The organism is Hymenobacter sp. 5317J-9 (genome assembly GCF_022921075.1).
Lineage (GTDB): Bacteria > Bacteroidota > Bacteroidia > Cytophagales > Hymenobacteraceae > Hymenobacter.
Genome location: NZ_CP095050.1, coordinates 1,717,877 through 1,742,676 on the forward strand (window position 1 = coordinate 1,717,877; position 24,800 = coordinate 1,742,676).

A 24,800-nucleotide genomic window follows, 5' to 3' on the forward strand; every position below is an offset into this window, starting at 1 on the left:
GCGGCGCTGGGACGCCGCGCCGCCGGGCACGAAACGCCCGCTTCCTCGCGTTACCCGCCAAACCCGACCTTTACTGCATGATTCGCCGCTTACGTCTGTGCTTCCCCCTCGTGGGCCTGCTCGCCGCGGCGCTAGTGCTTTTTCAAGTTGTTGAGGTGCAGGCTCAAGCCACCCGACCGGCCGAGGCCCCGCCGCCCAGCACCCGCCGCTGCCGCTACGTGCGCCTCGCGCCGGGCCGCGACACCACCTTTTTCTCCCTGGCCGATACGCTGACCGTGGTACCCTCCTCGGTGCGGGCCAACGGCCGCGGGCTGGACTACGACGGGCGCACCGACAAATTCCGCTGGGTGCGGCCCGCGCCGCGCGACACGGCCGGCGCGCCGCTGCCCGATTCGGTGGAAGTGTGCTACCGGGTGCTGCCTTTGCGCTTGAGCGCGGCGCGCTATCGGCGGCCCATTGGGCTGATGGACAGCCTGGGCTTTCGGCAGCCGATGCTGGGGATGGAGGACTTCTCGGTGAAAGAGCAGATTCTGAGCACGCCGGGCATCAGCAAAACCGGCAATCTGGCCCGCGGCATCAGTTTCGGCAATACCCAGAACGTGTTTGTGAACTCGGCGCTGAACCTGCAGCTCGAAGGCAAGCTGGCCGAGAATATCAACCTCACGGCCGCCATCTCGGACCAGAACGTGCCCTTCCAGCCCGAGGGCAACACCCAGCAGCTGCAGCAGTTCGACAAAATCTACATCACCCTCACCAACCCCAACTGGAGCCTGACGGCCGGCGACGTGGTGCTGCGCAACAAGCCCGATTACTTCCTGCGCTATTACAAAAACATCCAGGGCGCCGCGGCCGAGGCCAATTTTGGTCCGCCCATCCTGGGCTTGTCGGGCTTTGGGGCCTCGCAGGGCGTGTCGAACGCCACGTTTCTGAACGGGCAGCCGGGCCAGCTGGCCAACGGCAGCCTGCCGGCCGGGCTCGGCAACACCACGGCCCCGGCTACCCTCAACCCACCGGCCATTAGCCAGCCGCAGCTGACGGACCCCAACCGGCAGGTGAGCAACGGCGGTGCCGCACCGCTGCCCCAGGGCGATGCCGCGCCCGTGGCCGGCGCTACCGTGAGCACAAGTGGCGTGCGCAAGGGCCTGCCGTGGCGCTCGTCCACCGCCATCGCGGGCGGGGTGGCCAAGGGCAAGTTTGCCAGCATCGACCTGCCGCCCATCGACAACGTGCAAGGCCCGTACCGCCTGAGCGGGCCCAACGGCGAGCCCTACATCATCGTGCTGGCCAATTCGGAGAAGGTGTACCTCGACGGCCGCCTGCAAACCCGGGGCTTCGATGCCGACTACACCATCGACTACAACCTGGCCGAGGTGACCTTCACGCCGCGCCACCTTATCACGCGCAACTCGCGAATTAAGATTGACTTTGAGTATTCGGACCTGAACTACTCCCGCTCGCTCGTCACGGCCAGCCACTACCAGCAGGTAGGCCGTCTGAACGTGCACGGTAACTTCTACCAGGAGGCCGACAATCCCAACAATGCCCTGAACATCAACCTGCAGGACACCACGCTGGTGCGCCGGCTGCAGCAGGCCGGCAACGTGGGCGTGGCCCAAGTGGCCGGCGGCGACTCGGTGGCCTACAACCGACGCATCGTGCAGTACCACCGCGAAATACGCGTGGTGGGCGGCCGGCGCGTGCCCGTGTTCACCTACGTGGGTGTCGACTCGCCCGTGGACTCCGTGCGGGGTTCCTACAACGTGGCGTTTTCGGACGTGGGCCAGGGCAACGGCGACTACGAGCGCAGCGACGAGCCGCGCTTCCGGAGCGCCAACGGCACCGTGTATACCTACGTGCGCCCCGGCGGGGGCCGCTACCTGCCGGTGCGCCGCGTGGCCACGCCGCTGCGTAAGCAGATGGTGACCGGCGGCGCCAGCTTCCAGCTCGACAGCACCACGACGGTATTTGTGGACGCGGCCCACTCGCGGCTGGAGCGCAACCGCTTCTCCTCGGCCAGCGAGCAGGACGGGGCCTTTCGCGTGGGCTACGTGATGCAGGACCGCCGCCTGCCCGCCGCGCTGGCCGGGGGCGCATTGCGCAACTACCGCCTGCGCTCCACCCTCGACTACGAATACACGGGCAAGAATTTTTCGCCGATTGACCGCTACCGCGACATCGAGTTTGAGCGCAACTGGAGCAACGGCAGCACCCAGCAGAGTACCGGCGTGGCGTCGGTGGCCCGCGAAGACAACATCTTCAATTTCAGCGTGGGCGCGGCAAAGGACGTTAACAACAACGTGAATTACCGCCTTAGCCGGCGTTTCCGGCCGGGCGAGGTGAGCGGGCTGCAGCACTGGCTGGATGCGGCCCAGAAAGTGGGCAACCTGGAAATGCGCGGCTCGCTGTTTTTGCTGAATTCCGACGCCGGGCGCTTCCACTCCGACTGGGCCCGGGGCGAGGCCACGGGCCGCTTCGTGGGCGGCCGGGTGGTGCCGGGCTACGCGTATCGGTTCGACAAAAACCGCGTCAGCTCCGCCACCACCGACACCATTCGCTCGGCCAACTACTTCGACGAGCACAACGTGTTTTTGCAAAGCCGCGACTCGGCCCGCACCCAATTCCGGCTCGACTACAGCTACCGGCGCGACCAAACCCCCAACCGCGAGCAGAACGCCTTGCAGCGCCGAGGCACCGCCCAAACCTGGCAGGGCACAATGGCCGCGCGCCTGAGCAAAAGCCAGGACGTGCGCCTGCTGGCCACCTACCGCGACCTCGACTCGCTGGGCCTGGCCCGCAACCGCACGGTGCTGGGCCAGGTGTTCTACAACGCCAGCCTGCTGCAAAACCAGGTGCGCTCGGAGCTGAACTACAGCGTGGCCACCGGCCGCGAGCTGAAGCGCGACTACTCCTTTCTGGCCGTGCCGGCCGGGCAGGGCACGCACTACTACGCCGGCGACCTCAACGGCAACCTGCGCGAAGACAAGGAGGAGTTTTTTGAGGCGCAAACGCCCGATGCGCAGTACCGCACCTACATCAAGGTCTACATTCCGACGGTCGACTACATCACGGCCTTTACCAACCGCCTCAGCTACCGCCTCACCACGGCGGCCCCGCGGGGCTGGCGCGAAGCCGGCGGCTGGAAGGCTGTGGCCTCCCGCTTCGCCACCCTCACCAGCGTCACCGTCGACCGTCGCACCACCGACCCGCGGCTGCTCTCGCGCCTCAGTCCCTTCAGCTACGACAAGGAGGACGAGCAGCTGCTGGCCTTCAATCAGCTGTTTCGGAATACGCTGTATTTCAACCGGTCCAATCCGGTGTTTGGGGCCGAGCTCACCTTCCAGCAAACCCAGCAAAAAACCCTGCTGGCCCAGGGCCGCGACCTGCGCAACCTGAGCACCCAAAGCCTGCTGCTGCGCCGTACGCTGGCTACCTCGTTCACGGGCCGCCTCATCGGTTCGCGCGATGTGCGCGAAGCCAGCAGCGACTACCTGCTCACCCGCAACTACCGCCTGCTCATCTACTCCGTGCAGCCCGAAATCAGCTACCAGCCCTCGCCCAGCCTGCGCTTCACGGGTACCTACCTGCGCACCCACAAGCAAAACACGCTCACCGCCGACCTGCCCACGGTGCCCAATCCCACGCCGGCCGAAACTCACCCCGGCATCTTCGACGAGCTGGGCATTGAAACCCGCATCAGCCAGGTCAACAAGCGCACCATCACGGCGGCCACCCGCTACACCCGCGTGCAGTTCGACGTGCCGCCGGAACTGCAGAATTCGGTGGTCGCCATCGAAATCCTGAACGCCCTGCGCCCCGGCAGCAATTTCACCTGGAGCCTGAACGTGGAGCAGCGCCTCAGCAACGGCCTGAACATCACGCTGGCCTACGACGGCCGCAAAGCCAGCACGCTGAATACGGTGCACACCGGCCGCATGCAGGTAGCGGTGCTGTTTTAGAAATAACTTCTGTCATCCTGAGCGCAGCGAAGGACCTTCTCACGTTTGCATCATTTGAGCTGGCGTGAGAAGGTCCTTCGCTGCGCTCAGGATGACAGACGATTCAGTTATCCTGCTCAGGAATACGCCATTTTCGCCGCCCGCGCCGCCAGCCCGGCCGTGAGCTCGCGCTGCTTGTAGCACAGCGGCAGCGCCACGCCCGACTGAAACGCTCGCACCGTGATTTCGGCGCAGGCCCGCGCGTCGCTCAGCGCGTCGTGGTGGTTGAGCGGGATGCCGAAATGACCGGCTACGTGGTCGAGCTTGTGACGGTCCAGAAAGGGCCAGCATACCTTGGCCAGTTTCACCGAGCACAGGCAGTGAAAGGCCGGAATGTCCAGGTCGAAATCGCGCAGCGTGTACTCGAGCACGCTCACGTCGAAAGCCGAATTGTGGGCCACTACGGGCTGCTCGTCGAGATAGGGCAGGAGTTCGGGCCACACATCGGCCATGGTGGGGGCATCGTGCAGCTGTTCTTCGGCAATGCCGTGCACCTGGTAGTTGCGCCAGTCGACGCGCAGCACGCGGGGGCGCAGCAGCGTCTGGTAGGTGTCCGTAATCTGGCCGCCGCGCACCCGCACCACGCCCACGGCGCAGGCGCTGGCCCGGTGCTCGTTGGCGGTTTCGAAGTCGATGGCCGTGAAATTGAGGTTGGCCAGGGCGTGGGTAACGGCAGCTTTCATGCTGAAAGATACTCGGGCGAGGAAGAAAAAAGGCCGTGGAAGGCCGTTTATCGAGGAACAATGCTAGGCGCCTGAGGGTCGCAGCACACGTTCGGGACGTGGAAGTAGCGCTCCGTCACGTCGTTGATGTTGCCGTCACAGCCGGTTGTCAAATCGATGTCAAATTCGAGATTGCGGGGCGGAGTGAACTGGCGCAGCGGCATCAGCAGCCGTGCCGTGGGCAGGCGGAGCGGGGGCAGTGTCACCGTGGGCTGACCGGCGCGGGCTGCTTGGCGCAACAGGGTGTATCGGGTTTGCATCTGCGCATCGAAGGGCGCCGCCGCGGTGGCCAGCTCGCGCCAGGCCACAGGCACATTGCCCACCACAAACAGGCCCGCCAGCAGCCCCAGCGCGGGGGCGTAGCGGCGCAGGCGCCGCGCCCGTTGCGCCACCGCCGGATGCTGCGCCACCAGCCACGCCAGCGCCAGCGCCGTCACCAGCAGGAGCAGCAGCATTTCGTTGCGGGCCCGGTGCAGCGGCGGCCCCACCAGCACCAGGCGAAACAGCAGAACCCCCGCGGTGTGCAGCGCTCCAAACGCCAGCAGCAGCGCCCACCAGTGGCGGCGGGGCCAGGCCGCCACGCGCTGGGAAAGGGCAGAAGCGCCAGACCGCAGGCCCAGCCACAACCCCGCCGCCACCGCCGCCAACAAGCTCAGTGCGTTCAGGGGTTGAAGCAGAAACAGCGCCATCGTGTAGGCTGTGCGCGGGCCCAGCACCAGCCAGCGGTAGGCGTGCAGCGGGTCGGTGGGCGGGGCGGTGGCCGCCACGCGCAGCCAGTTGCCGGGTGCCAGTACGGCTGCAGCGGCCGTAGCGCCGGCCACGGCCAGCCACAGCCACCATTTGGGGCGGGCGGCCCGGGGCAGGGCGTAGCCCAATAGCGCCAGCACGGGCACGGCTTGCAGCATGGTGAGTTCATTGCCAGCTACGGCCAGCACCAGCGGCACGCAGGCCCAGCCGGCGCTGCGCCATTGCGCGGGAGCCGGCCCCCAGCCTGCCCGCAAAGCCAGCGCCGCAAAGGTGAGCAAGCTCAGCAGCGTGAGCTGATACACGACTACCCCGCAAAACCAATACAGAAACGAAAACGGCGCAGCCGTGGCGTTGCAAAACACCGCCAGCAGCAGGGCCGTGGTCCAGTGAGCGGTGCCCCAGGTAAAGGATGCGCGCAGGACAGTGTGAAAAACCGTGCGCAGCAAAAAGGCGATGCTGGCCCACTGCAGCCCGAAAATGAGGAATACTGCCGGCCGTACCCCTTCCAGCCACCCATAGGTGACAGGGTTAAGTACGGTCATGAAAAACGTGGACGTGAACCGGCCCGACCACGTCAGGTAAAACCAGCGCTGCATGCCCCAGGCGCCGTGCTCGTGCGTCCAGTAGGCCGTGCGAAAATCATCAAAAAACGGATGATTGAACGCCATGAGCGCCACAAACGGCGCCAGCGCCAACACCAGCCCCAGCCGTAGCAGGAAGCGTGAAATGGGGTAAGTACGATTCAAAATAGCGAAGCTACTGGGCCAGACCAGCGAAAAAAGTCAGGCTCAAAAAACATAGATTGGGCAGCAGAACGGGGTAGAGACGCAATATTTTGCGTCTCATCGTTGAACGATAACGCCTGCAGTAACTCGAACGGCGCGGTCCCGCTCGTTCAACGACGAGACGCAAAATATTGCGTCTCTACAAACCGGCCAGCTTGCGGGCGGCCCGCACGATGGCCAGTTCCGTCTGCCCGGCCGGGGCCTGGGCCGCATCCAGTACCTTTTTGGCCGAAACCTGCCATGCGGGCGATGCCGTTTGGCCGGTTTGCAATTGCGTGAGACGCTCCAGCAACACCTTTGATACAGCGGCGAGGTTAGCGGAAAGCGGGCTGTATTCGCGCAGCGTGGGGTGGAGCAGGAGCTGCGGCTGCAGCAGCACATCGTTGGCCTGCCAGCGCAGGAGCTGGGCACGCAGCGTGGCCAGCTGCCGTAGCGTGGCAGCTGAGCGACCTGACGAAGTAGCGGTGGCGGCCACCACGCTGTCGACCAATACACCGAAGAGCCGGGCCGTCTCCGACTCGGCCGGCGCGGCGTCGACCAGCCGGTTCAAGGGCGTGGAAGTGGTGTAGTTGAAGCCCTGGAAATGGCGCTTGTATTCCTTCACCGGCTCCAGCACTTCGGCCAGCGTGCGCAGCGGGGCCACGTTGCTGCTGCCGGCTAGCTGCTGCAGCAACAGCTCCGGAACGATGCGGTGGCGCAGCCCCAGCGTTTCCAGCTCCTTGGATATGATTGGCAGGCGGCGGTACATCTCGGCCACACTTTGCGTAACGGCTTGCGGCGACCACAGCCGCTCGGCCACCGCCGCGGCCCGCGGCCAGATGCGCGAGTCCAGCACCGTGGAGTCGGCAAATTCGGCCCACATGGCCGCCTCACCGCCTAGCACCAGCTTCTGCTCGGCGGGCGTAAGGGGCGTGTCGGGCGGCAGCGGGTCGGTGGTGTAGGAGCTGGCGGCGCTGAGATTCAAGTCCAGATAATAGCCGCTGGAGAGCAGCACCGGGTGGCCGAGTTTGGCAGCGTCGTTCAAGCCTTTTTTTCCGCGCCAGCTCTGAATAACGGTTTCCTTGGGCAGGTCCGGGCCCAGAATTTCATCCCAGCCTATCATTGTCTTGCCGCGCTTTTGCAGCAGGGCAAGCACCCGGCGGTTGAAGTAGGTTTGCAACTGGTGCTTGTCCACGGTTTTTCCGTCGGATTTCACCATTTTGTTGGCCTGCATATAGGCTACAATGCGCGGCGTGCGGCGCCAGTTGCGGCCGTCGTTCTCGTCGCCGCCGGCATGAAAATACGGGTCCGGAAACAGGGCCGTCATCTCCGTAAACAGCGAATCCAGAAAGGTGTAGGTCGTTTCCCTTGTGGGGTCGATGGCTACGTTGGTGGTGCGCCACAGCGTGTAGGGCGCGTAAGTCGAGTCATTGGATTTCAGGCGCGGGTAGGCCACAATCCAGCTGGTGGTGTGGCTGGGCATGTCGAACTCCGGCACCACCCGAATGCCGCGCGCCGCCGCGTAGGCCAGCACTTCCTTCACTTCGGCCTGGGTGTAGTAGAGGCCATCGGTGCTGCCCACCGTGTGCAGGCGCGGAAACATTTTGCTCTCGATGCGAAAGCCCTGGTCGTCGGTCAGGTGCCAGTGCAGCACGTTCAGCTTCACGGCCGCCATGCCGTCGAGGTTGCGCTTGATGACGGCCACGGGCATAAAGTGGCGGGAAGCGTCAATCAGCAGGCCGCGCCAGGCAAAGCGCGGCTGGTCCTGAATGTCGACCTCGGGCAGGTAGCGCTGCTTTTTTTCGGTAACGGGCAGCTGCTCCAGCGTGGCCAGGGCCCGCAGCACGCCCAGGCTGGTGGGGGCGTCGATGCTTACGCCCATGGGCGTCACGCGCAGGCTGTAACGCTCCTCGTCGAATTTTTCGGGCTGCCCCGCGCGGCCGTAGCGAATCTGCAGGACCGGGCCGGTGGCGGGCTCGGCCGGGCCCTGCAGGCGCGTGAGCAGGCGGCGCACGGCCGGCCGCACCGCCGGGTCGGGCGAGCTATCTAGCTGCAGCCTCAAGGGCTTGCCGAGGCTGAGGCGGCCTTTGCCCCAGCGCATCTCGGCGGGCAGCGGCATAAGCGCCGGCAGCTGCTGCGCTGCCACGGACTGCGCCGCCAACACAAGCACAACCAACCGCCACATTACTGATTTTTTCAATCTACTGGCCTGCCACATCATAGCTGTTAGAGAAAGGTCTGCGCCCCGCAGCCTACAAATACGCATCCACAAAATTCCGCGACTTGCAGGCTAGCGAAGCCAAAACGGCGCCGGGCGGCGCTACGCCCGGCCTTATATCAAGCCGCGGGCTTTGAATTCCAGGTACTTGTTGATGGTGCTCACCGTCAAATCCTGCGGCGCGGTGAGCAGCGAATAAATGCCGTAGCGCTGGAGCTCGAGCACAATTTGCCGCTTTTCCTGCGCAAATTTTTCGGCGATGGTCTGGTTATACACGTCCTCGGTGGTGGCGGCCGGCGCGTTGAGGTATTCGCGCAGTTCGGTGTTCTCGAAGAAAACCACCAGCAGCAGGTGGTCTTTGGCCATGCGCCGCAGGTAGGGCAGCTGCCGCTGCATGCCGTGCAGCGTTTCGAAATTGGTGAACAGAATGAGCAGGCTGCGCTGCTTTACGTGGGTCCGCACCGTGGTGTAAAGCAGCTCAAAATCGGTTTCGAGGTACTTGGTCTTCTGGCGGTATAGGATTTCGAGCAGCTTGAGCAGGTGGCCCGGCCGGCGGTCGGCCGCCAGGGCAGCACCGGGCCGGTTCGAGAACGTGAGCAGGCCGGCTTTGTCGTGCTTGAGCAGGGCAATGTTGCTGACCACCAGCGTGGCATTGATGGCGTAATCGAGCAGGCTGAGGCCGTCAAACGGCATGCGCATCACCCGGCCTTTGTCGATGAGGCAGTACACCTGCTGGGCCCGCTCGTCCTGGAAGTGGTTCACCACCAGCGCGTCGGCGGCGCCCGTGCCGGCGCGGCGGGCCGTGGCCTGCCAGTTGATGCTGCGCGGGTCGTCGCCGGGCACGTAGGGCCGGATTTGCTCAAACTCCATGCTGTGACCCACGCGCCGGATGCGCTTCACGCCCGCTTCCGTGAGGCGGTTGTGAATGGCCAGCAGCTCGTACTGCCGCATCTGCAGAAAGGAGGGGTACACCGGCACCGTGCGGCCCTGCTCGTAGCGAAAGCGCCGCCGCAGCAGCCCCAGCGGCGAGGCCGCGTAAATATTCAGCGCCCCAAACTCGTATTCGCCGCGCTTGGTAGGCCGCAGCTGGTAGTTGATAATCTGGGTTTCGCCCGGCTGCACGGCCACCCGAAACAGCACGTCGCGCCGCTGAAACTGATGCGGAATCTCATCAATCGTTTCCGTCCGGATGGGGAAGCGGTAGCGGTTTTCGAGGTAAATCTGCACATCGTTGTCCGAGCCGTTGGCGAGCTTGTCGCCCATTACGCGCCGCCCAAACACGGGCACAACCTTGTTTTTGGCCGGCGCGAAAAGCAGCAGCGCATCGAGCAGCGCCAGGACCACAAATACGCCCAGCGCAATCTGCATGGGCCCCAGCAGCCAGGGCAGGAAGAAGGCCACCACGAAGCCAATCGCCAGGGAAGCGACCGCCAGGAAAAAGCGCGGCGTTAGGAAAAGGGTCAATTAAAAATGAAGAATTAAAAATTAAAAATGATTTTATGCATCTGTCTCCGGTGCGCGCCGTGCGGTAATAATTATTGCGGCCAGAATACGCTTCAGCTCTTCGGCGTCATCAAGTAATGACTGGGCCAATTTCTGTTCGATGCATTCGGTGTCACGTAGGAGGCGAAGCCAATAGTGAGATTCGCGAGCCTCTTTATAAGCAATGCTGCACTTTGCCGCGAAATCACGCCGTGAAAATCCTCCTATTGCTTCTTCAACATTCGCTCCAACCGACGTTCCACAGCGTAGAAGCTGGTCTGCTAGTGAACGCGGCTGCTTGTTCTTGAGCAGAAACTTATAAAGCAATACCGTGCGCTTTGAAAAAGCGTAGCTCTTCGCTAGCACCACGTTTTCCTCTTTCATAACAGCCGCTCATTTTTAATTTTTAATTCTTCATTTTTAATTGATTCTCTACCGCGGCACTTCAATCTGCTGCATAATCTGCTTCACCACGTCGTCGGGCGTGCCGCCTTCCATCTCGCGTTCCGGCGTGAGCATGATGCGGTGGCGCAGCACACTGGGGGCCAGAAACTGCACGTCTTCGGGCGTCACGAAGTCGCGGCCGCGCAGGGCGGCCAGGGCCTTGGCGCCGTTGAGCAGGGCCAGCGAGGCGCGGGGCGAAGCGCCCAGGTACAAGGATTTGTGCGCCCGCGTTTGGCCCACCAGCTTGGCGATGTACTCCAGAATATTGGGCTCTACGCGCTGTTGGGCCACTTGCTGGCGCAGGGCGGCCAGGTCGGCGGCGCTCAGAATGGGCTGCACGGCCTCCAGGTGGGTGCTGCCCAGGCCGGCGTGGTGGCCGGTGAGTATCTGCACTTCCTCGGCCAGGGTGGGGTAGCCCACGTGCAGCTTGAACAGGAAACGGTCGAGCTGAGCTTCGGGCAGGCGGTAGGTGCCTTCCTGCTCCACGGGGTTCTGGGTGGCCAGCACCAGGAAGGGCTCGGTCATGGGGTAGGTGGTGCCGTCCTGGGTCACGGTGCGCTCCTCCATCACCTCAAACAGCGCCGACTGCGTCTTGGCCGGTGCGCGGTTGATTTCATCAATCAAGACCACGCTGGCGAAAATGGGCCCGGGCCGAAACTCAAAATCCGACTTGTTCTGCCGGAACACCGACGTGCCCAGCACGTCCGACGGCATCAAATCGGGAGTGAACTGAATGCGGCTGAACGGCACTTCCAGCGTGCGCGCCAGCAGCTTGGCCATGAGTGTTTTGGCTACGCCGGGCACCCCTTCCAGCAGCACGTGGCCGTCGGCCAGCACGGCGGTAAGCAGCAATTCAAGCAGCTCGGTTTGGCCCACGATGATTTTGCCGATTTCTGCCCGAATGGCATCGGTTTGGGCCGTGAGGCGGGCAAAGTCGGTGCGCGGGGCGAATGCGGCCGCGGCTGAAGCCTCGGGCGTTGGCTGCGCTTCAGCCGTAGCAGGCGTTTCAGACGCCGCCGCCGCTTCGGCCCCGGCGCTGGCATCGGCCGATAGCGGAGCGGCCGGGGTGCTGCCCATCTGGTTAGGGGCCGGGGTAGGGGAGGTCAGGTCGAAGTTTTCGTTTTCCATTTACAAAGTGCTGGCGTAGCCTAATAAGGTTTGAGCAGTTTCTTTATCGGCGCAGACCTCGTGTAGAGTAGCGAGTATTTTTTTGGCGTATTCTTTCGAAACCAGGTTTCGGTGGTAAAGCTTCAGGTCTTGTAGTACATCGCTTAATTCATTCCAATCCACGTCCATCAGCTCCTTTTCAGCAGCTTGGGCCTGCTTGTAGAAGCGCCGCAAATCCCACTGATATTTAATGAGCACGGCGAGCTTTTCAACGGTGAGCAAGTGCGCGTTCATCGGCCGGCCTCCCGCTTAAAATCACTGAGCGCCTTGCTCAGCTGCAGCAGCTGTTGGTCGTTCATCTGGGGAGCGGTGCGGGCGAAATTCACCAGCCGCAGCAGCTCATCGACACGGCTTTGGCTCAGGCCCGATTTCTGGCTGAGGCGTTGGCGGAAGTCGGCGTCGGCAAAATCGGGGGAGCTTTCCTGGAAGCGGGTGCGCAGGTAGTCCAGAAACAGCGCCACCTTTTTCTCGGCAATCAGGGCGTGGCTGCTGCCTTGGCGGTAGAGGCTGGCCACCGTGCGCGTGAACAGCAGCGTGGTGTTGGGCAAAGGCTTGATAGTGGGAATGATGCGCTGCCGGCGCCGGGCTTCCACCAGCACAAACAGCAACCCGCCGAACAGGCACAGGTAGTAGGCCCATTTCAGCGCCTCGTTCGCAAACACCACGCGCAGCAGCGACTGCTCGCCCTCCGGCCCTTGCTTCTGGTACTCGTCCCACCAGGTGCGGCGGGCGGGCAGGTAGGCCAGCGCGGCAGCGGCAAAGCCGGCGGTGCGGGGCCGCAGCACGTGGTAGTTGGCGAAGGCGGCGGGAGCGGTGCATAAGTAGAAATGGCCGCGCCCGTAATCGAGCCGGATGAACACGGCCCGGCCCTTGGCATCAGTCGCCAGCGTGCGCCCTGCGCGGCCCGAATCCACGTCAAAATGCTGTTCCACGCTGGTGCCCGGCAGCCGGATGCCAGCCCGCGCCAGCGCCGGGTTGGTGAAGCGCAGGTCAACCGAATCAAGCGAGAAAATGCCTTTGTAGTCCTTGCTCGACGTGAGGGCCAATTCCCGGGTGCGGAAGCCCAGGCTGTCGCGCAATAGCCCGCGCCCGCTCCCAAAGTCTTTGGCCGCAATGAAAACGTCGTTGCCCCGCGCCACAAACTGCAGCAAGGCCCTCGCATCGAGCCGGCTCAGGTCAAAATCCTGGTTGACGAAGAGGTAATTGGCCTGCCCGGCTCTGAGCGGAATGGGCTCGTTATTCTCCTCTTCGTCTTCATCCTCCGCGTATTCTGCCTCCTCGTCATCACTGGAGATGGCCGTAGAGTCCGCTTCTTCCGTGTTCGAGGCAACGGCCGTCGTGTCGGCGTCGGCTGTGGCGGTGCTGTCAGAGGCATCGGCGGTAGCTGTCGAGTCAGTGGCTTCGGCTTCTTCCGAGGCGCTATCGGCTTCCGTGACAACTGTCTCCGTTATCTGGCGCGTGCGATAGTCGGGCGCCGTGTCATCGAGCTTGATGCCGGTGAGCTGGCTGTACACGGGCAGGCGCACGGTTTCGACGGAATCGGTGCCCAGCAGGCGCGGCAGCTGGTCGAACAGCACGTAGGTGCCGTAGGGTATTTTGTCCTTATTGGCGTAGGTGGGCGACCAATCCAGCGGCTTGGGCCGGTTGTATTCCAGCGTCACGTAGCCCGCAAACAGCAGCGCCACCCCTAGCAGATACAAGCGAAACGTGGTGAGCTGCGGCATTAGTCGGCAAGGGCGTTAGGGGCGGGCACGGCGATGCGGGGGCGGCCCGCCAACTGGGCGCTCACGGCGCGCTGGCTGGCCCGGGCCTGCTGGTAGAGCGGGGCGTTGAGGCGCAGGTCGCCGTACCACACGTACTCAAACTCGCGGGTAGCCGCCCGAAAAGCGTCGCGCAGCGGCCCGTTGGGCAATTCAAATAGGTAGGCGTGGTTGGTCTTGTCGGGCTGCCACTGAATGAGGCCACCGTCCGTCAGGTGCTTCAGCACTTCGAGGTAGCCCAGGCGAATGGCCAAGCGGAAGTTGCCCGCCGCCTCGGCCTCGGCAATGCGGGTGCGGAAGTCCACTTCGTGAATGTTCTCGGCGCCGCTGTCGTAGGCCAGCGCGCCGCGCCGACCCGAGCGGCCGAAGGCCGCCGTCACGTCCACTTCCAGCAGCTTGAGCACGGCGTACACCAAGGCTACCAGAATGGCCGCATACACGCCGTATTTCCACGTAACGCGGCCGGTGGGCGTGCGCAGCAGGCTGCCCAGCCAGCGCCAGATGCGGGCCCAGAAGGCGTCCCAGGCGCTGGTGGTTTGGTCGGGCTCCACGTAGCGGAAGTCGCGCTGGCTGGCCAGCTCGCGCAGGCGGGCTTCGTCGTAGCGCCGCACGGGCAGGCGGGTGTTGCGGTCGGCCGGCAGGGGCTTGGCCGTGGGTTTGGGCCGCTCGGCCGCGGGCTTTTCAGTCGATGGTGCGGGTTTGGCCCAGCCCGGGCTGGCGGCACTGCCGGACAGGCACAGGGCCAGCAGCACGCGCCGGCCCCAGCGGCCGCCGTGTTGTAGCTGAAGTTTACCCAAGTATCCGAGCACGCGCAAAGTCAACAACCAGTCTGATTTATGCTTGATAATCCTCCCAAAGCTACACCGCGGGCCGAGGCCGGCGCGTGGGCTAATATTCGCCTTCCTCGTCGGGGCGGTAGGCGGCGTTGCTCACGCGCGGCGCCGAGGCCTGGCCCAGCGTGTTCAGCAGCTGGCGCAAGCCCACGCCCTCGCGGCGCTCCACCAGGTTGAAGTACTGAAACAGCATGGCCACCAGCGGCAGCACCGCCGTGAAAATCCAGCCCAAGGCATAAATCGCCATCGCGGCAATGCTCAGCACGTTGGAATCGTCGACGTTCCAGTGCAGCAGGACTTTAGCCGCCATCATCGCGTAGAAAGGAATGATGAACAAGTAGTTCATGACGCCGGTGATGAACGTGATTATCATGTACAGACCCAACGTCGACCACCATTTGCCTTTGATTAGGTAAAAGGAGCGGCGAAACGCGGCCACCACGCCCCCGTCTTCCATCCACAGCGCGGGGAAATACAACGACAGGCACACCACCACCCACAGCAGCGCCGGAAACACCAGCACCACAAAGCCGGGCCCCGCCAGCGCCAGCGCCCCGCTCAAAATGCCAAACCCCAGGCCCAGCACGGTGCCGAGCAGCAACCAGGCGCCCACCACGCTGCCCAGGCGGCTGCGCAACAGGCGCCATACCGCGCTGGGTGCCACCGGCTCGTCGGGCGGGGTGTTCATCCGCACCCGCACAAAGGCATACACCGTGCTCGACAGCAGCAGGAAAGCCGCCAGAAAGCCGGCCGCCGCCAGGCAAATGCCCAGCACGGAAGAGGTCGTCATCATGGCGTTGGCCGTGCCGAAGCTCTCGGTGACGCGGCTCGTGCGCCCGCCCGGAAAGCGCCCGCCCATGCCGGGAATCGAGCTCAGGAAATTGCCCATCAGCAGGCCCATGCCGATGCCGCCGAGCAGGGCCGCCGGCAGCACAAAGTAGGCCAGGCACTTGAGCAAGGGCCGAAACTGGGACGTCACAAACTCGAAGGTGGCGCCGACTTTGGCCCCAAAATCCCGCTCCCGCCGGTAGTCGGCTTCACGGGTAAAACGTTGTGCAACTGGCATGGTGGCAGGGTAGGGCTAGGGCCGGATATGAAGGAGGAAAGGGCGAAACAGGGGAAATAAACAAGGTTATTGGGCCGCGGCGGCCGCGGTTTCGAGCCGGCGGCCCAGCTGGCGCGGATGCCACACAAAGTACCACGCAATGAAAGCCGCCGAGCTGCCGATGATGGCGAGGCTGGCCGCCACCGGCATCTCGGTGTGGCGCGTCACGAAGCTTTCCAGAAAACCGGCCACCACGAAGATGGGCACCAGCCCGATGGCCATTTTGAGGCCGTCGCGCGCGGCGAGGCGAAACGCCTCGCTCCGGCTGAACGTGCCCGGAAACAGCAGGCCCCGCGCCATCACGAAGCCGGCGGCGCCGGCCACCACCACGGCCGAAATTTCCAGCGTGCCGTGTATCCAGATGGTGAGCACCGAGGCGCGCAGCATGTGGTAGTGGTAGAAGAAGTATTGAAACGAGCCCAGCATGATGCCCGTGCGAAACATCTGCACCAGTGTGCCGATGCCCAGCGTGGCCCCCAGCACGTAAATGCTCAGCGCCACGTACACGTTGTTGGCGGTGATGCCGAGGAACATCAATGTTTCGCCCTCCTGCTTGTACACGGCCATGGGGTCGCCGCGGCGGATGTATTCGATGGTCTGGTTCACGTAGGCGTCGCCCAGCACCACGCGCACAAACGAGTCGTCTTGCGCCGCCGAGAGGGCGCCCAGCGCCGTGAACACCAAAAAGAGCAGCGCCGTGAACCCCAGCGTGCGGTGGTGCCGGGCCACCACCAGCGGCAGCTCCACGGCCCAGAACTGGGCGAAGCGGCCGTGGCTCTGGCGCTTGTTGGCGTAGAGGCGCTGGTGCAGCTTGCCGGCCAGGCCGTTGAGGTAGGCCGTGGTGGGCGAGGTAGGGTAAAAGGTCTGGGCGTAGGCCAGGTCGTCGGTGAGGGCCACGAAGCGGGCGGCCAGCTCGTCGGGGCCGGCCGCGGGCTGCTTTTCGTACTGCTGCCAGCGCTCCTGGTTCTGGCGCAAAAAAACGGCTTCTCGCATGGCTCGGAATTGAAGGGCTTAAAGATAGGGAGCCCGGGGCAGCCAACCGCACCCTGGCGGCGGGCGCCAGACCAAGTTTTGCCCGGTGCCGGTTTTGCCGTTTCTTCGTCGGAAATAACCTTTCTGCCATGGCCAGCATCCGCGTCCAGACCGCCCAAAACGTTTCGCTCGAATACGAAGTCGCCAGCCTCGGCGACCGCATCGTGGCCGCCATTCTCGACAACCTCGTCTTGGGCGCCTGGGTGGCTGCTCTGGCGGTGCTATTTTCGGCGGGTGGGCTCAACAGCACCGCGTCGATGGTGACGCTGGGCGTGCTGGGGGGCGTGCCCTACGTGTTTTACCATCTGGTCTGCGAGGTGTTTTTCAACGGCCAAAGCATTGGTAAGAAGGCCCGCGACATTCGCGTGATGCGCCTCGACGGCACGGCCCCGAGCCTGGGCGACTACCTGCTGCGCTGGCTGCTGCGCATCGTCGACACAAGCCTGATGGGACTGGTGGCCATCATCACCATTGCCGCCAACGGGCGCGGGCAGCGCCTCGGCGACCTGGCCGCCGGCACCACCGTGGTGAAGGTGCGCCCGCAGGCCAGCTCGCCGCTGGCTCCCAACTTAGCCAGCCTGGCCGGCTACCAACCGGTGTTTCCGCAGGCGGCCCTACTCGCCGACCACGACGTGGCCCTGATTCGGCAGCTGGCCAACCAGGCCAGCGCCCGCAACAACTACGAGCTGCTGAACGAAATTGCCAACAAGGTGAAGGAAATCACGGGCATCCAAACCGATTTGCAGGACGCGCCCTTTCTGCAAACCGTGTTGCGCGACCATGCCCACCTGGCCCATCAGTAAAACGTCCCATCGCCTCGAACAGCGCATAAAAAAGCGGATGGCCCCACATGGAGCCAGCCGCTTTTTTATCGATTGCAAATTGGCTGTTGCGGGCCTAGTTGCGCGTCATGAGCTTGTTGGTGGACAGCTCCGAGGAGGGGATGGGCCACACGTAGAGCACGTCGGAAGGGTTGACGGCCGACACCGAGCCTTTGCCCGGAATGGGGGCGTTGAGGCGCATGATGTCGATGTTGCGCAGGCCTTCGCCCAGAAACTCGATGCGGCGCTCCAGCAGCAGGGCGTCGAGCATGTCGGCGGCCGTGGCGAACGAGGCGTAGGCCCCGGTGGGGTTCGAGCGGGTCCGGACGGCGTTGAGTAGCTGCAGCGCCTGCGCGTCGACGGCGTTGGTGGAGCGCACCTTGGCTTCGGCCAGGTTCAGCATCACCTCGGCGTAGCGAATGACGGGCGCCTTGTCGACGTAGGGCGTGCTGGTGTTGGTGCCAGTGGGGTACTTTTTCAGGAACGACTCCGAACCCACCACCTGCACGAAGTTGGTGCGGCGGGCATCGGTGGCGGCAAAGGCCGAGCTGGCCAAGATGCCGCCCGCGGCGGTGTTCAGGCCGTATTCGCCGTTGCCGCCGTTGGCGGCGCCGGGGGGCAGGAAGTAGTAGGCCAGCTGGTTTTGGGTGCCCGGGCCGTCGGCCACGGTGAAGGGGAAAGACAAAATGCTTTCCGTGGTTTCCTGAGTGCCCGCAAACACGGCGGCTACCGAGGCGTTGAGGGCGTTGGGCACGCCGCTGGGGGCGGCATAGGGCGCAGCGGCGGGCACCAGCTTGTTGGCTTCCCGAATCACGTCGGCGTAGCGGCCCATGCTCAGGTACACCCGCGTTTTGAGGGCGATGGCCGTGTTGCGGTGGGCCCGCGTCACGTTCAGGGTCGCGGCCGAGGAGCCATAGGTCAGCGGCAGGCTGGTTTCGGCAAAGTCCAGGTCGGCCAGAATCTGCGTGTACACGTCGGCCACCGAGCTGCGGGCCAAGTCGTTGCCGGTGTCGTCGATTTCGGCGCGCAGGCGCAGGGGCAGGCCGGGCTTGCTGCCGCTGCCGTCGGCGTAGGGCCGGGCGTACAACTGCAGCAGCGAGTAGTAGCACAGGGCGCGCAGCAGCCGGGCTTCGCCGCGGTAGTTGTTGGCTTTGGTGGCGTAGTCGGCCGGGAAAATGGGCGCGACGAACTTCGAGGAATTCGCATCGAGGCCGGCCAGAAACACGTTGATTTGGTTGATGGCGGCGTAGCCCGCGCCCCAGGTGTTGATGACGTCGTTCTGGGAAGTTTCGGTGAGCGTGTGGTTCCACACGGCCGTGCCGGTCACCAGGTTCGAGGCGCGGTTGAGGAAGTCGTTGGCCCGGATGTCGCTGAAAATCTGGTAGCGTCCGCCCAGGAAACGGCCGTCTTTCACGAAGCTGTACAAGCCGTTGGCCTGCAGCTCGACGCGGGCAGGGGTGTCGAATACCACTTTGTCCGAGAACAAGGTGACGGGAACGGGGCTAAGCTTATCGGTTTGGCAGGACGAGAAGGCACCCGCCGAGAGCAGGGCCGCGCACAGGGCCGCGGCCGCTTTGGTGTTTATAAATTTCTTCATCGGGATAAGTGCGAATTAGAAGCCAATGTTGAAGCCCACGGTGTAGGTGCGGGCCTGGCCCACGGAGTTGCGGTCGACGCCTGCGCCGGTGTTGGCGCCGGCGGCCACCGTGCTGGTGCCGTTGCTCGAAATCTCGGGGTCGATGCCCGAGTACTTGGTGAACAGCAGCGCGTTCTGCACCTGCACGTAGAGGCGGGCGTTGGCCACGCCGAGGCGGGTGAGCAGGCCTTGGTCGAAGGAGTAGCCCAGCGACACCTGGCGCAGGCGGGCGAAATCGCCTTTCTCCACGTTCGACGACATCACGAGGGCCGAGCCGTTCGACACGTTGTCGCCATACACCACGCGGGGCCACTTGGCGTCGCGGTTGCTTTCGGTCCAGTGGTTGAGGATGTCGACCTCGTTGTTCCAGAAGCGCTGGTCGTGCAGGCCCGACTTCGTGCCGTTGTAGATGTAGTTGCCACCCGAGAACTGCACAAACAGGCCCAGGTCGATGCCCTTGTAGCGGAACGTGTTGTCAAAGCCGCCGTACCAGGTGGGCAGCACCGGACCGAAGTATTCGCCGTCCTGCAATTGGGTGGGGGCAGAGGTGTTGGTGTTGGTGCCCTTGATGGTCCAGCCAGTCGAGCCCACGCCGGAGGTACCCTGGTGGTTGTATTCCACCACAGTGCCGTCGGCCTTCCGAATCATGCGGCGGCCGTTGTCGGGGTTCACGCCCAAAGAGCGCACGGCCAGGATTTCGCCCACCGAGTGGCCCACTTGGGTGTAGTTGGAGGTTTCGAGGCCGCCGGTGGAAGTGCCGATGCGCTGGCCTTCGGTGGCCAGCGAGAGCACGCGGTTTTTGAGCGTGGTCACGTTGCCGCTCACCGTCCAGCTGAAGGCCTTGCCTTGCAGCACGTTGTAGCTCAGGTCTACCTCAATGCCGGTGTTGCGCATCGAGCCCACGTTGGCCTGAATGGAGTTGTTGGGGATGCCCTTGGACGGCGACTGCGGCACGTCCAGAATCAGGCCGTCCACCAGGTTTTCGTAGTAGGCGGCGTTGCCCCGCAGGCGGTCCTGGAAGAAGCCGAACGACAGGCCAATGTCGGTTTTCTTGCTGGTTTCCCAGGTTAGGTTCTGGTTGCCGGCGTTGCCGTAGTACAGCGTCGGGTTGGCCGCGTACAGGCCCGAAGTGTAGGTGGACAGGGCCACGAAGTCGGCAATGCCCTGGTTGTTGCCCACCATGCCGTAGCTGCCGGTCAGTTTCAGGGTGGAGAAGACGTTGGAGAACGAAGCGTTTTTCCAGAAGGCCTCCTCCGACACCACGTAGCCCAGCGAGGCGCCGTAGAAGTTGCCGTATTTCTTGGCAAACGCCGAGTAGCCGTCGCGGCGCACGCTCGCGCTGGCCAGGTACTTGTGGTCGTAATTGTAGTTCACGCGCCCGAAAAACGACACCAGGTAATTGGTGCCCTGAAACTGGCCCGACGACGCGATGTTGGTGTAGTTGCCCTGGAAGGTGGTGAAAAAGTCATCGGCCACGCCCGTACGCGAGGCACCCCAGCGCTGAATATCAGTGTTTTGCTGCTCGTTGCCCACCAGCAGCGAAAGGTTGTGCTTCTCGGCAAAGGAGTGGTCGTACTGCAGCGTGTTCTGCCAGTTCCAGCGCTTGTTGGTGCGGAAGTAGTTGTCGGCCTCGCCCGTGGGGGTGAGCGAGCCGGGCAGCGAGGTGTAGAAGGCTTTGTCCTCGAAGCTCAGGTTGTTGAGGCCGTAGCTGGTGCGCAGGTTCAGGCCGCTGATGATTTCCCAGTCCGCGTACACGCTGCCCTCAATCTGGCTGCCTTCGGAAGTAAAGTAGTTGTTTTTGATGTCGACCACCGGGTTGATGAAGCCAATCACGAAGGGCTGGCCATTGGTGGGGTTTAGGTTGGGGCCGGGCCCGATGCTGGTGCCGCTCACGTTGGGGCTGCCGTCGGGGTTGTAGGCGGCTAGGTTGGGCGGCAGCAGAATGGGCACGCGGCCCAGGCCCGCCGAGCCAAAGGCGTTGTCGCCCACCGAACCCGTATTCGGCGAAGCGTTTTGCGTATTGGAATAGGCCACGCGCATGCCCACCGTAAAGTTTTTGTACAGCTTGTGGTCCACGTTCAGGCGGGCCGACAACCGCTTGAAGTCGTTGTTCACAATCATACCCTTCTGGTTGGTGTAACCCACCGACGAGAAGAAGCTCGTCTTGTCCGTACCGCCCGAGAAGTTCAGGTTGTGCGACTGCGAAAAGCCCGTGCGGTAGATGTAGTCGTACCAGCGGGTGTCGGCGGCGTTGCCGTTAGCGTCGGCCAGCTTGAAGCCTTCCACGTTGGTGGCCGCCGCGCCGATGGCCCGGCGGTTGGCGTTGAGGTTGCGCACGGCTTCGTTTTTCACGTCCACGTACTGCTGGGCATTCAGCACGTCGTAGAGCCGCACTGGCTTCGACCAGCCGGCCCAGGTGTCGTACGATAAGTGGCTCTGGCCTTTGCGGCCTTTCTTGGTGGTGACGAGGATGACCCCACCGGCTGCCCTCGAACCATAGATGGCCGTGGCCGAAGCGTCTTTCAGCACTTCCATGCTCTCGATGTCGGCCGGGTTCAGGTTGCTCAGCGGGTTGTTGGGCACGCTGCCCAGGGCCGAGTTGTTGCCCGTGAAGGCCGGAACGCCGTCAATCACAATCAGCGGCGACGAGCTCAGGTTGATGGAGTTGACGCCGCGAATGCGGATAACGGGCGGGTTGTTCAGCACGCCGTTGGGCGTGGTGATGTTCACCCCCGGGGCCCGGCCCTGCAGGGCCTGGTCGAAACTTTGGACCGGCGCGGTGGCAATTTCTTTGCCCGTGATGGTGGCCACGCTGCCCGTCAGGTCGCGGCGCGACTGCGTGCCGTAGCCCACCACCACCACCTCGCTCAGGTCTTTGGTGTCGGTGGCCAAGCGGATGTTGAACGACGACTGGCCGCCGATGGCCACTTCCTGCGTGGCGTAGCCCACGTAGGAAAACACCAGCGTGCTGGCCGAGGCCGGCGCCGATACCGTGAACTTACCGTCGGCGTCGGTGGAAGTGCCCAGTTTGGTGCCCTTCACCAGCACGGTCACGCCCGGAATGGAGGCGCCGTCGGAGCCTATTACGGTGCCCGTCAGGTTTCGGTCCTGAGCCCGCAGGTCGTGGCCCAGCAAGACCAGCAGCGCGGACATAAAGAGAAGTAAGAGTTTTCTCATAAGGGTTAAAACTGAATGAAAAAATGGTGAGTGGATTGGCGAATATAGAGAATCAATTCTTGACAACAGAGCAATGATTTTGCATTATTTTTTTTAATCATCGGTTCTATTTTAAAGTCTGCGTCCGCTAAAAGGAGTCGATAAATAAAAAATTGGTAAAATGGGCTAGTGAGTGATGAGTCACTAGGCTATATGGCTATGTTCTGCAGGTATAAGCGCTACTGTTGAATATAAAAAAACCTCCTGATTAAGCTCAGGAGGTTTTGAGGAAAAGGCTGTTAGCGGAAACCTACCAGGGCACCGGTTGGCCCTGCCAGGTCACGAAGCTGCCGTTTTCCTCGGCGTGCAGCTGCTCGGCCAGCCGAATGATGCCGCGGGCCGAGTCGGCCGGCTCCTGGGTGGCGTGGTCGCCGCCCATTTCGGTGCGCATCCAGCCCGGGTCCACCAGCACCGAAATCAGGCCCATGTGTCCTATCTCGGCGGCCAGGCTGCGCATGTACATGTTCAGGGCGGCCTTGCTGGCGCTGTAGTGGTAGGGGTCGCCGGTGGCTTTCCAGGTAAGGGAGCCCTGGCCCGAGGAGATGCTCAGGATGCGGCCTTTCTGGCCGGCACGCAGCATCGGCAGCAGCGCCTGCGCCACCAGCAGCGGCCCAATGGCGTTCACCTGCATGGTTTCGATGGCGTCGTCGTGGGTGAGCTGGCCCAGGCGCTGGTGGGCGTCGCCCGAGCCGGCGTGCGGGTACACCCCGGCGTTGTTGATGAGCACGTCGAGGCCGCTGGTGCTGGCCTGCAGGGTTTGCACGGCCGCCGCAATGGAGTCGGCGCTGGCCACGTCGAGCGGCAGCAGCACAAGGCGGTCGGCGTATTGCTGTTGCAGCTGCTTGAGCTCGGCGGCCTGGTCGGGGCGGCGGGCGGCGGCAAAAACCTGGTCGCCGCGCTCCAGGTACTGGCGGGTAAGTTCGAGGCCCAGGCCCCGGTTGGCTCCGGTGATGAAAACGCGCATGGTGAAGGGTGTCGTGAAGAAAATCGGATGAAGTTGGGGCTGCAGTTTACGCACAAAAGCCCGCACCGGGCACAGGGCCGGGCGCGGGCTTTGCGCAAAAAGCGGCTGCCCATTTACCGCGCAATCTGCACCACGCGGGTTTTGGAGAAGGTGTCGTGCCAGCCGGGGTTGCCCGACAGAAAGGAAAACGCATCGAACGGAATCATGCGGCAGAGCGAGCGCAGGAAAATGGCCTTGGTGGTCAGTTCCGAACCGTCTTCCATCACCACGCGGGTGCGGGTGAGAAGCTTGCCGATGGTGCGCCCGGTCGATACTTCCAGCACGAAGTAGTACACAAACATCATCAGGTATATCACCAGAGTGCTGGTCGGACCTTCCAGGTATCGGTCTAGATTGGCGTACCCCATTGCGATCAGCACAACGGCAGTACCGAAAGCAAGAACGGCCAGCAAGAAATAGAAGGTGATGATGTCAATAACGTGGTTACCGAAGCGCTGGCCAGTGCTTGCTTCCACCTGCGCCACGGGTTCGAAGGTGAATTCCGGAAAAGAGTAATCTTGTTGCATGCAGTATTAAATGGAAAAGGTTAGACGCGCAATATGGCAAAAACTTTCTGTTTCACAGAAGCTTGTGTCCCCTTTGCAGGACTGGCCAACAAGCCAGCCAGCGCTGTGCATCTTGCCGGGCTCAGCCGCCGACCAAGCCTACTGCACCAGCAGGCGCGCGGTGGCGGCGGGGGTGCCGTCCACCATCAGGCGGAGGAAATAGAGGCCGGGGGCCAGACACTGAGGCGACCAGCGCAGCGTTTGGGGACCGGCGGCCAGTGTTGTGGCCGGCGGCGCGGCCACGCGGCGGCCCAGCGCATCTGTCACGCGCAACTCCACCGTGCTGGCGCGGTGCAACCGAAAGCTGAGGCTGGCTTCCCCCTGAGTGGGATTGGGAGAAACGCTGACCTCGGCCGCCACTTCGGCTTGGTTGCGGGTGGCGGTGATGAGGGAGTTCGGTACCGCAATGTCAATGATGTTGTAGAACCAGTTGGGAGTGCCCACCGTGCCCACCAGCGTGGCCGCCCCCGTGGCGGCACTCACGCGGTACCAATTGGTGGTGAAGCTAAACTGCCCGGTGGCGGTAGATGTCATCAGGTAGAGGCTGTTGGTCTGCGTTTGCGCATTTGCCGCAATGCCAAAGTCGAAAGCGTCGAGGCTAAGCCCCAGCGGGCCCACCGTGGCCAGCGTGCCGTTGGTGCCAGGAGCTTGCTGAATGAGGCGGTTGCCGGTTCTGTCGATGCCAAACAGCTGGGTGGCGGCGCTGCCGCTGTAGTTGTTGGTGAAGCCGATGGCCTGCACGTTCGGCGTCTGGCCCGCGTTAGGGTCGGTGGCGGCGTAGGTCAGGTTGCTGTCGGTAGCCAACAGGGCGCCCGTGGTGGAGCTGAGGCGGTAGCTGTTGCCGCCGGCCGTCACCACGCGAAGCTGGTCGGTGGTGGGGTCGATGCTAAAGCCGATTCGGCTGCTCAGGTTGCCCAGGTTCAGCGCGATGGCCGGGCCGATGGCCGTGGCGGCGGCAGTGGTCATACTCAGCTCATACAGGCGCAACTGCTGCCCGGCGGTGCTGTTGCGGTAGCCCAGCGCCAGCAATTGTCCGGTGGCGGGCCGCCGCTCGATGCCAACCAGAAATTCACCGCTCACCAGCCCGGTCACGCGTCCGCGGAGGGCGATGGCGCCCGGTGCCGTGGCATCAAACGAAATCAGGGAAAAGCTCAGCACGTCGTCGGGCCCCACCAGGCCATACACCGTTTGAGACCGGGCCGGGGGCACAAACCCCGCTAAGGCGGCAATAATCAGCAGAAGTTTGGGTAAGGGTAGACGCATAAAAGCCACGGAAAGGTGAAGCTGCC

18 protein-coding genes are annotated in these 24,800 nt (G+C 63.5%); 2 read left to right on the forward strand and 16 right to left on the reverse strand.

What is annotated here, in order from left to right; genetic code table 11:
* Window positions 1-77: 77 nt before the first annotated feature.
* The gene (locus MUN81_RS07175) at window positions 78-3,956 is read left to right on the forward strand and encodes a hypothetical protein (RefSeq protein WP_245116321.1); all 3,879 of its coding nucleotides are present in this window, start codon (window positions 78-80) and stop codon (window positions 3,954-3,956) included.
* A 116-nt stretch (window positions 3,957-4,072) separates the two neighbouring features.
* Here MUN81_RS07175 and MUN81_RS07180 read toward each other — a convergent pair whose 3' ends face one another.
* The 11 genes from MUN81_RS07180 to MUN81_RS07230 all read right to left on the reverse strand — a co-directional run bounded on the left by MUN81_RS07180 (window position 4,073) and on the right by MUN81_RS07230 (window position 16,230).
* Window positions 4,073-4,678, reverse strand: coding sequence for a 3'-5' exonuclease (locus MUN81_RS07180; RefSeq protein ID WP_245116323.1), 606 nt, complete (start codon window positions 4,676-4,678; stop codon window positions 4,073-4,075).
* A gap of 47 nt (window positions 4,679-4,725) precedes the next feature.
* Window positions 4,726-6,210 (reverse strand): hypothetical protein, encoded by a 1,485-nt coding sequence (locus tag MUN81_RS07185; RefSeq protein ID WP_245116325.1) that lies wholly within the window; start codon window positions 6,208-6,210, stop codon window positions 4,726-4,728.
* A 178-nt stretch (window positions 6,211-6,388) separates the two neighbouring features.
* Complete coding sequence (locus MUN81_RS07190) at window positions 6,389-8,347, reverse strand: family 20 glycosylhydrolase (protein WP_245116327.1); 1,959 nt, start codon at window positions 8,345-8,347, stop codon at window positions 6,389-6,391.
* A gap of 213 nt (window positions 8,348-8,560) precedes the next feature.
* Window positions 8,561-9,910 carry a DUF58 domain-containing protein gene (locus tag MUN81_RS07195; RefSeq protein WP_245116328.1) on the reverse strand — a complete coding sequence of 450 codons (1,350 nt, stop codon included), beginning with the start codon at window positions 9,908-9,910 and terminating at the stop codon, window positions 8,561-8,563.
* Between the two features lie 33 nt (window positions 9,911-9,943).
* Window positions 9,944-10,312 carry a four helix bundle protein gene (locus MUN81_RS07200; protein ID WP_245116330.1) on the reverse strand — a complete coding sequence of 123 codons (369 nt, stop codon included), beginning with the start codon at window positions 10,310-10,312 and terminating at the stop codon, window positions 9,944-9,946.
* 48 nt (window positions 10,313-10,360) lie between these two features.
* Window positions 10,361-11,500: a MoxR family ATPase gene (locus tag MUN81_RS07205; RefSeq protein ID WP_245116332.1), complete on the reverse strand. Its 1,140-nt coding sequence runs from the start codon at window positions 11,498-11,500 to the stop codon at window positions 10,361-10,363.
* A complete protein-coding gene (locus tag MUN81_RS07210; RefSeq protein WP_245116334.1) occupies window positions 11,501-11,773 on the reverse strand; it encodes a hypothetical protein in 273 nt (90 codons plus the stop codon).
* Window positions 11,770-13,263, reverse strand: coding sequence for a DUF4350 domain-containing protein (locus tag MUN81_RS07215; RefSeq protein ID WP_245116336.1), 1,494 nt, complete (start codon window positions 13,261-13,263; stop codon window positions 11,770-11,772). Before MUN81_RS07215 ends, MUN81_RS07210 begins: the two co-directional genes overlap by 4 nt.
* Entirely contained in the window at window positions 13,263-14,096 is an 834-nt protein-coding gene (locus tag MUN81_RS07220; RefSeq protein WP_245116338.1) for a DUF4129 domain-containing protein, read from the reverse strand. Before MUN81_RS07220 ends, MUN81_RS07215 begins: the two co-directional genes overlap by 1 nt.
* A gap of 91 nt (window positions 14,097-14,187) precedes the next feature.
* Window positions 14,188-15,198 (reverse strand): hypothetical protein, encoded by a 1,011-nt coding sequence (locus MUN81_RS07225; RefSeq protein ID WP_245116340.1) that lies wholly within the window; start codon window positions 15,196-15,198, stop codon window positions 14,188-14,190.
* 66 nt (window positions 15,199-15,264) lie between these two features.
* On the reverse strand, window positions 15,265-16,230 hold the full coding sequence (locus tag MUN81_RS07230) for a stage II sporulation protein M (protein ID WP_245116342.1): 966 nt from the start codon (window positions 16,228-16,230) through the stop codon (window positions 15,265-15,267).
* 128 nt (window positions 16,231-16,358) lie between these two features.
* Between MUN81_RS07230 and MUN81_RS07235 the strand changes: the two genes are divergently transcribed.
* The gene (locus MUN81_RS07235) at window positions 16,359-17,072 is read left to right on the forward strand and encodes an RDD family protein (protein ID WP_245116344.1); all 714 of its coding nucleotides are present in this window, start codon (window positions 16,359-16,361) and stop codon (window positions 17,070-17,072) included.
* Between the two features lie 94 nt (window positions 17,073-17,166).
* On the opposite strand, the gene MUN81_RS07240 is transcribed toward MUN81_RS07235, so the two are convergent.
* The 5 genes from MUN81_RS07240 to MUN81_RS07260 form a co-directional block, all read right to left on the reverse strand.
* Window positions 17,167-18,687, reverse strand: coding sequence for a RagB/SusD family nutrient uptake outer membrane protein (locus MUN81_RS07240; protein WP_245116346.1), 1,521 nt, complete (start codon window positions 18,685-18,687; stop codon window positions 17,167-17,169).
* 15 nt (window positions 18,688-18,702) lie between these two features.
* Window positions 18,703-21,879: a TonB-dependent receptor gene (locus MUN81_RS07245; RefSeq protein ID WP_245116348.1), complete on the reverse strand. Its 3,177-nt coding sequence runs from the start codon at window positions 21,877-21,879 to the stop codon at window positions 18,703-18,705.
* Window positions 21,880-22,192: 313 nt separating this feature from the next.
* Entirely contained in the window at window positions 22,193-22,906 is a 714-nt protein-coding gene (locus MUN81_RS07250) for an SDR family oxidoreductase (RefSeq protein WP_245116350.1), read from the reverse strand.
* A gap of 113 nt (window positions 22,907-23,019) precedes the next feature.
* Window positions 23,020-23,472: an RDD family protein gene (locus MUN81_RS07255; protein ID WP_245116352.1), complete on the reverse strand. Its 453-nt coding sequence runs from the start codon at window positions 23,470-23,472 to the stop codon at window positions 23,020-23,022.
* Window positions 23,473-23,610: 138 nt separating this feature from the next.
* Window positions 23,611-24,774, reverse strand: a complete 1,164-nt coding sequence (locus MUN81_RS07260) for a DUF4394 domain-containing protein (RefSeq protein WP_245116363.1) — start codon at window positions 24,772-24,774, stop codon at window positions 23,611-23,613.
* Between the last annotated feature and the right edge of the window lie 26 nt (window positions 24,775-24,800).

Bases quoted from the DNA above. Each gene is read 5' to 3' on its own strand.
- MUN81_RS07235 (WP_245116344.1), top strand. From the start codon at position 16,359: ATGGCCAGCATCCGCGTCCAGACCGCCCAAAACGTTTCGCTCGAATAC.
- MUN81_RS07250 (WP_245116350.1), bottom strand. From the start codon at position 22,906: ATGCGCGTTTTCATCACCGGAGCCAACCGGGGCCTGGGCCTCGAACTT.
- MUN81_RS07225 (WP_245116340.1), bottom strand. From the start codon at position 15,198: ATGCCAGTTGCACAACGTTTTACCCGTGAAGCCGACTACCGGCGGGAG.
- MUN81_RS07200 (WP_245116330.1), bottom strand. From the start codon at position 10,312: ATGAAAGAGGAAAACGTGGTGCTAGCGAAGAGCTACGCTTTTTCAAAG.
- MUN81_RS07180 (WP_245116323.1), bottom strand. From the start codon at position 4,678: ATGAAAGCTGCCGTTACCCACGCCCTGGCCAACCTCAATTTCACGGCC.
- MUN81_RS07230 (WP_245116342.1), bottom strand. From the start codon at position 16,230: ATGCGAGAAGCCGTTTTTTTGCGCCAGAACCAGGAGCGCTGGCAGCAG.
- MUN81_RS07255 (WP_245116352.1), bottom strand. From the start codon at position 23,472: ATGCAACAAGATTACTCTTTTCCGGAATTCACCTTCGAACCCGTGGCG.
- MUN81_RS07210 (WP_245116334.1), bottom strand. From the start codon at position 11,773: ATGAACGCGCACTTGCTCACCGTTGAAAAGCTCGCCGTGCTCATTAAA.
- MUN81_RS07260 (WP_245116363.1), bottom strand. From the start codon at position 24,774: ATGCGTCTACCCTTACCCAAACTTCTGCTGATTATTGCCGCCTTAGCG.
- MUN81_RS07190 (WP_245116327.1), bottom strand. From the start codon at position 8,347: ATGCCGCTGCCCGCCGAGATGCGCTGGGGCAAAGGCCGCCTCAGCCTC.
- MUN81_RS07175 (WP_245116321.1), top strand. From the start codon at position 78: ATGATTCGCCGCTTACGTCTGTGCTTCCCCCTCGTGGGCCTGCTCGCC.
- MUN81_RS07245 (WP_245116348.1), bottom strand. From the start codon at position 21,879: ATGTCCGCGCTGCTGGTCTTGCTGGGCCACGACCTGCGGGCTCAGGAC.
- MUN81_RS07240 (WP_245116346.1), bottom strand. From the start codon at position 18,687: ATGAAGAAATTTATAAACACCAAAGCGGCCGCGGCCCTGTGCGCGGCC.
- MUN81_RS07205 (WP_245116332.1), bottom strand. From the start codon at position 11,500: ATGGAAAACGAAAACTTCGACCTGACCTCCCCTACCCCGGCCCCTAAC.
- MUN81_RS07215 (WP_245116336.1), bottom strand. From the start codon at position 13,263: ATGCCGCAGCTCACCACGTTTCGCTTGTATCTGCTAGGGGTGGCGCTG.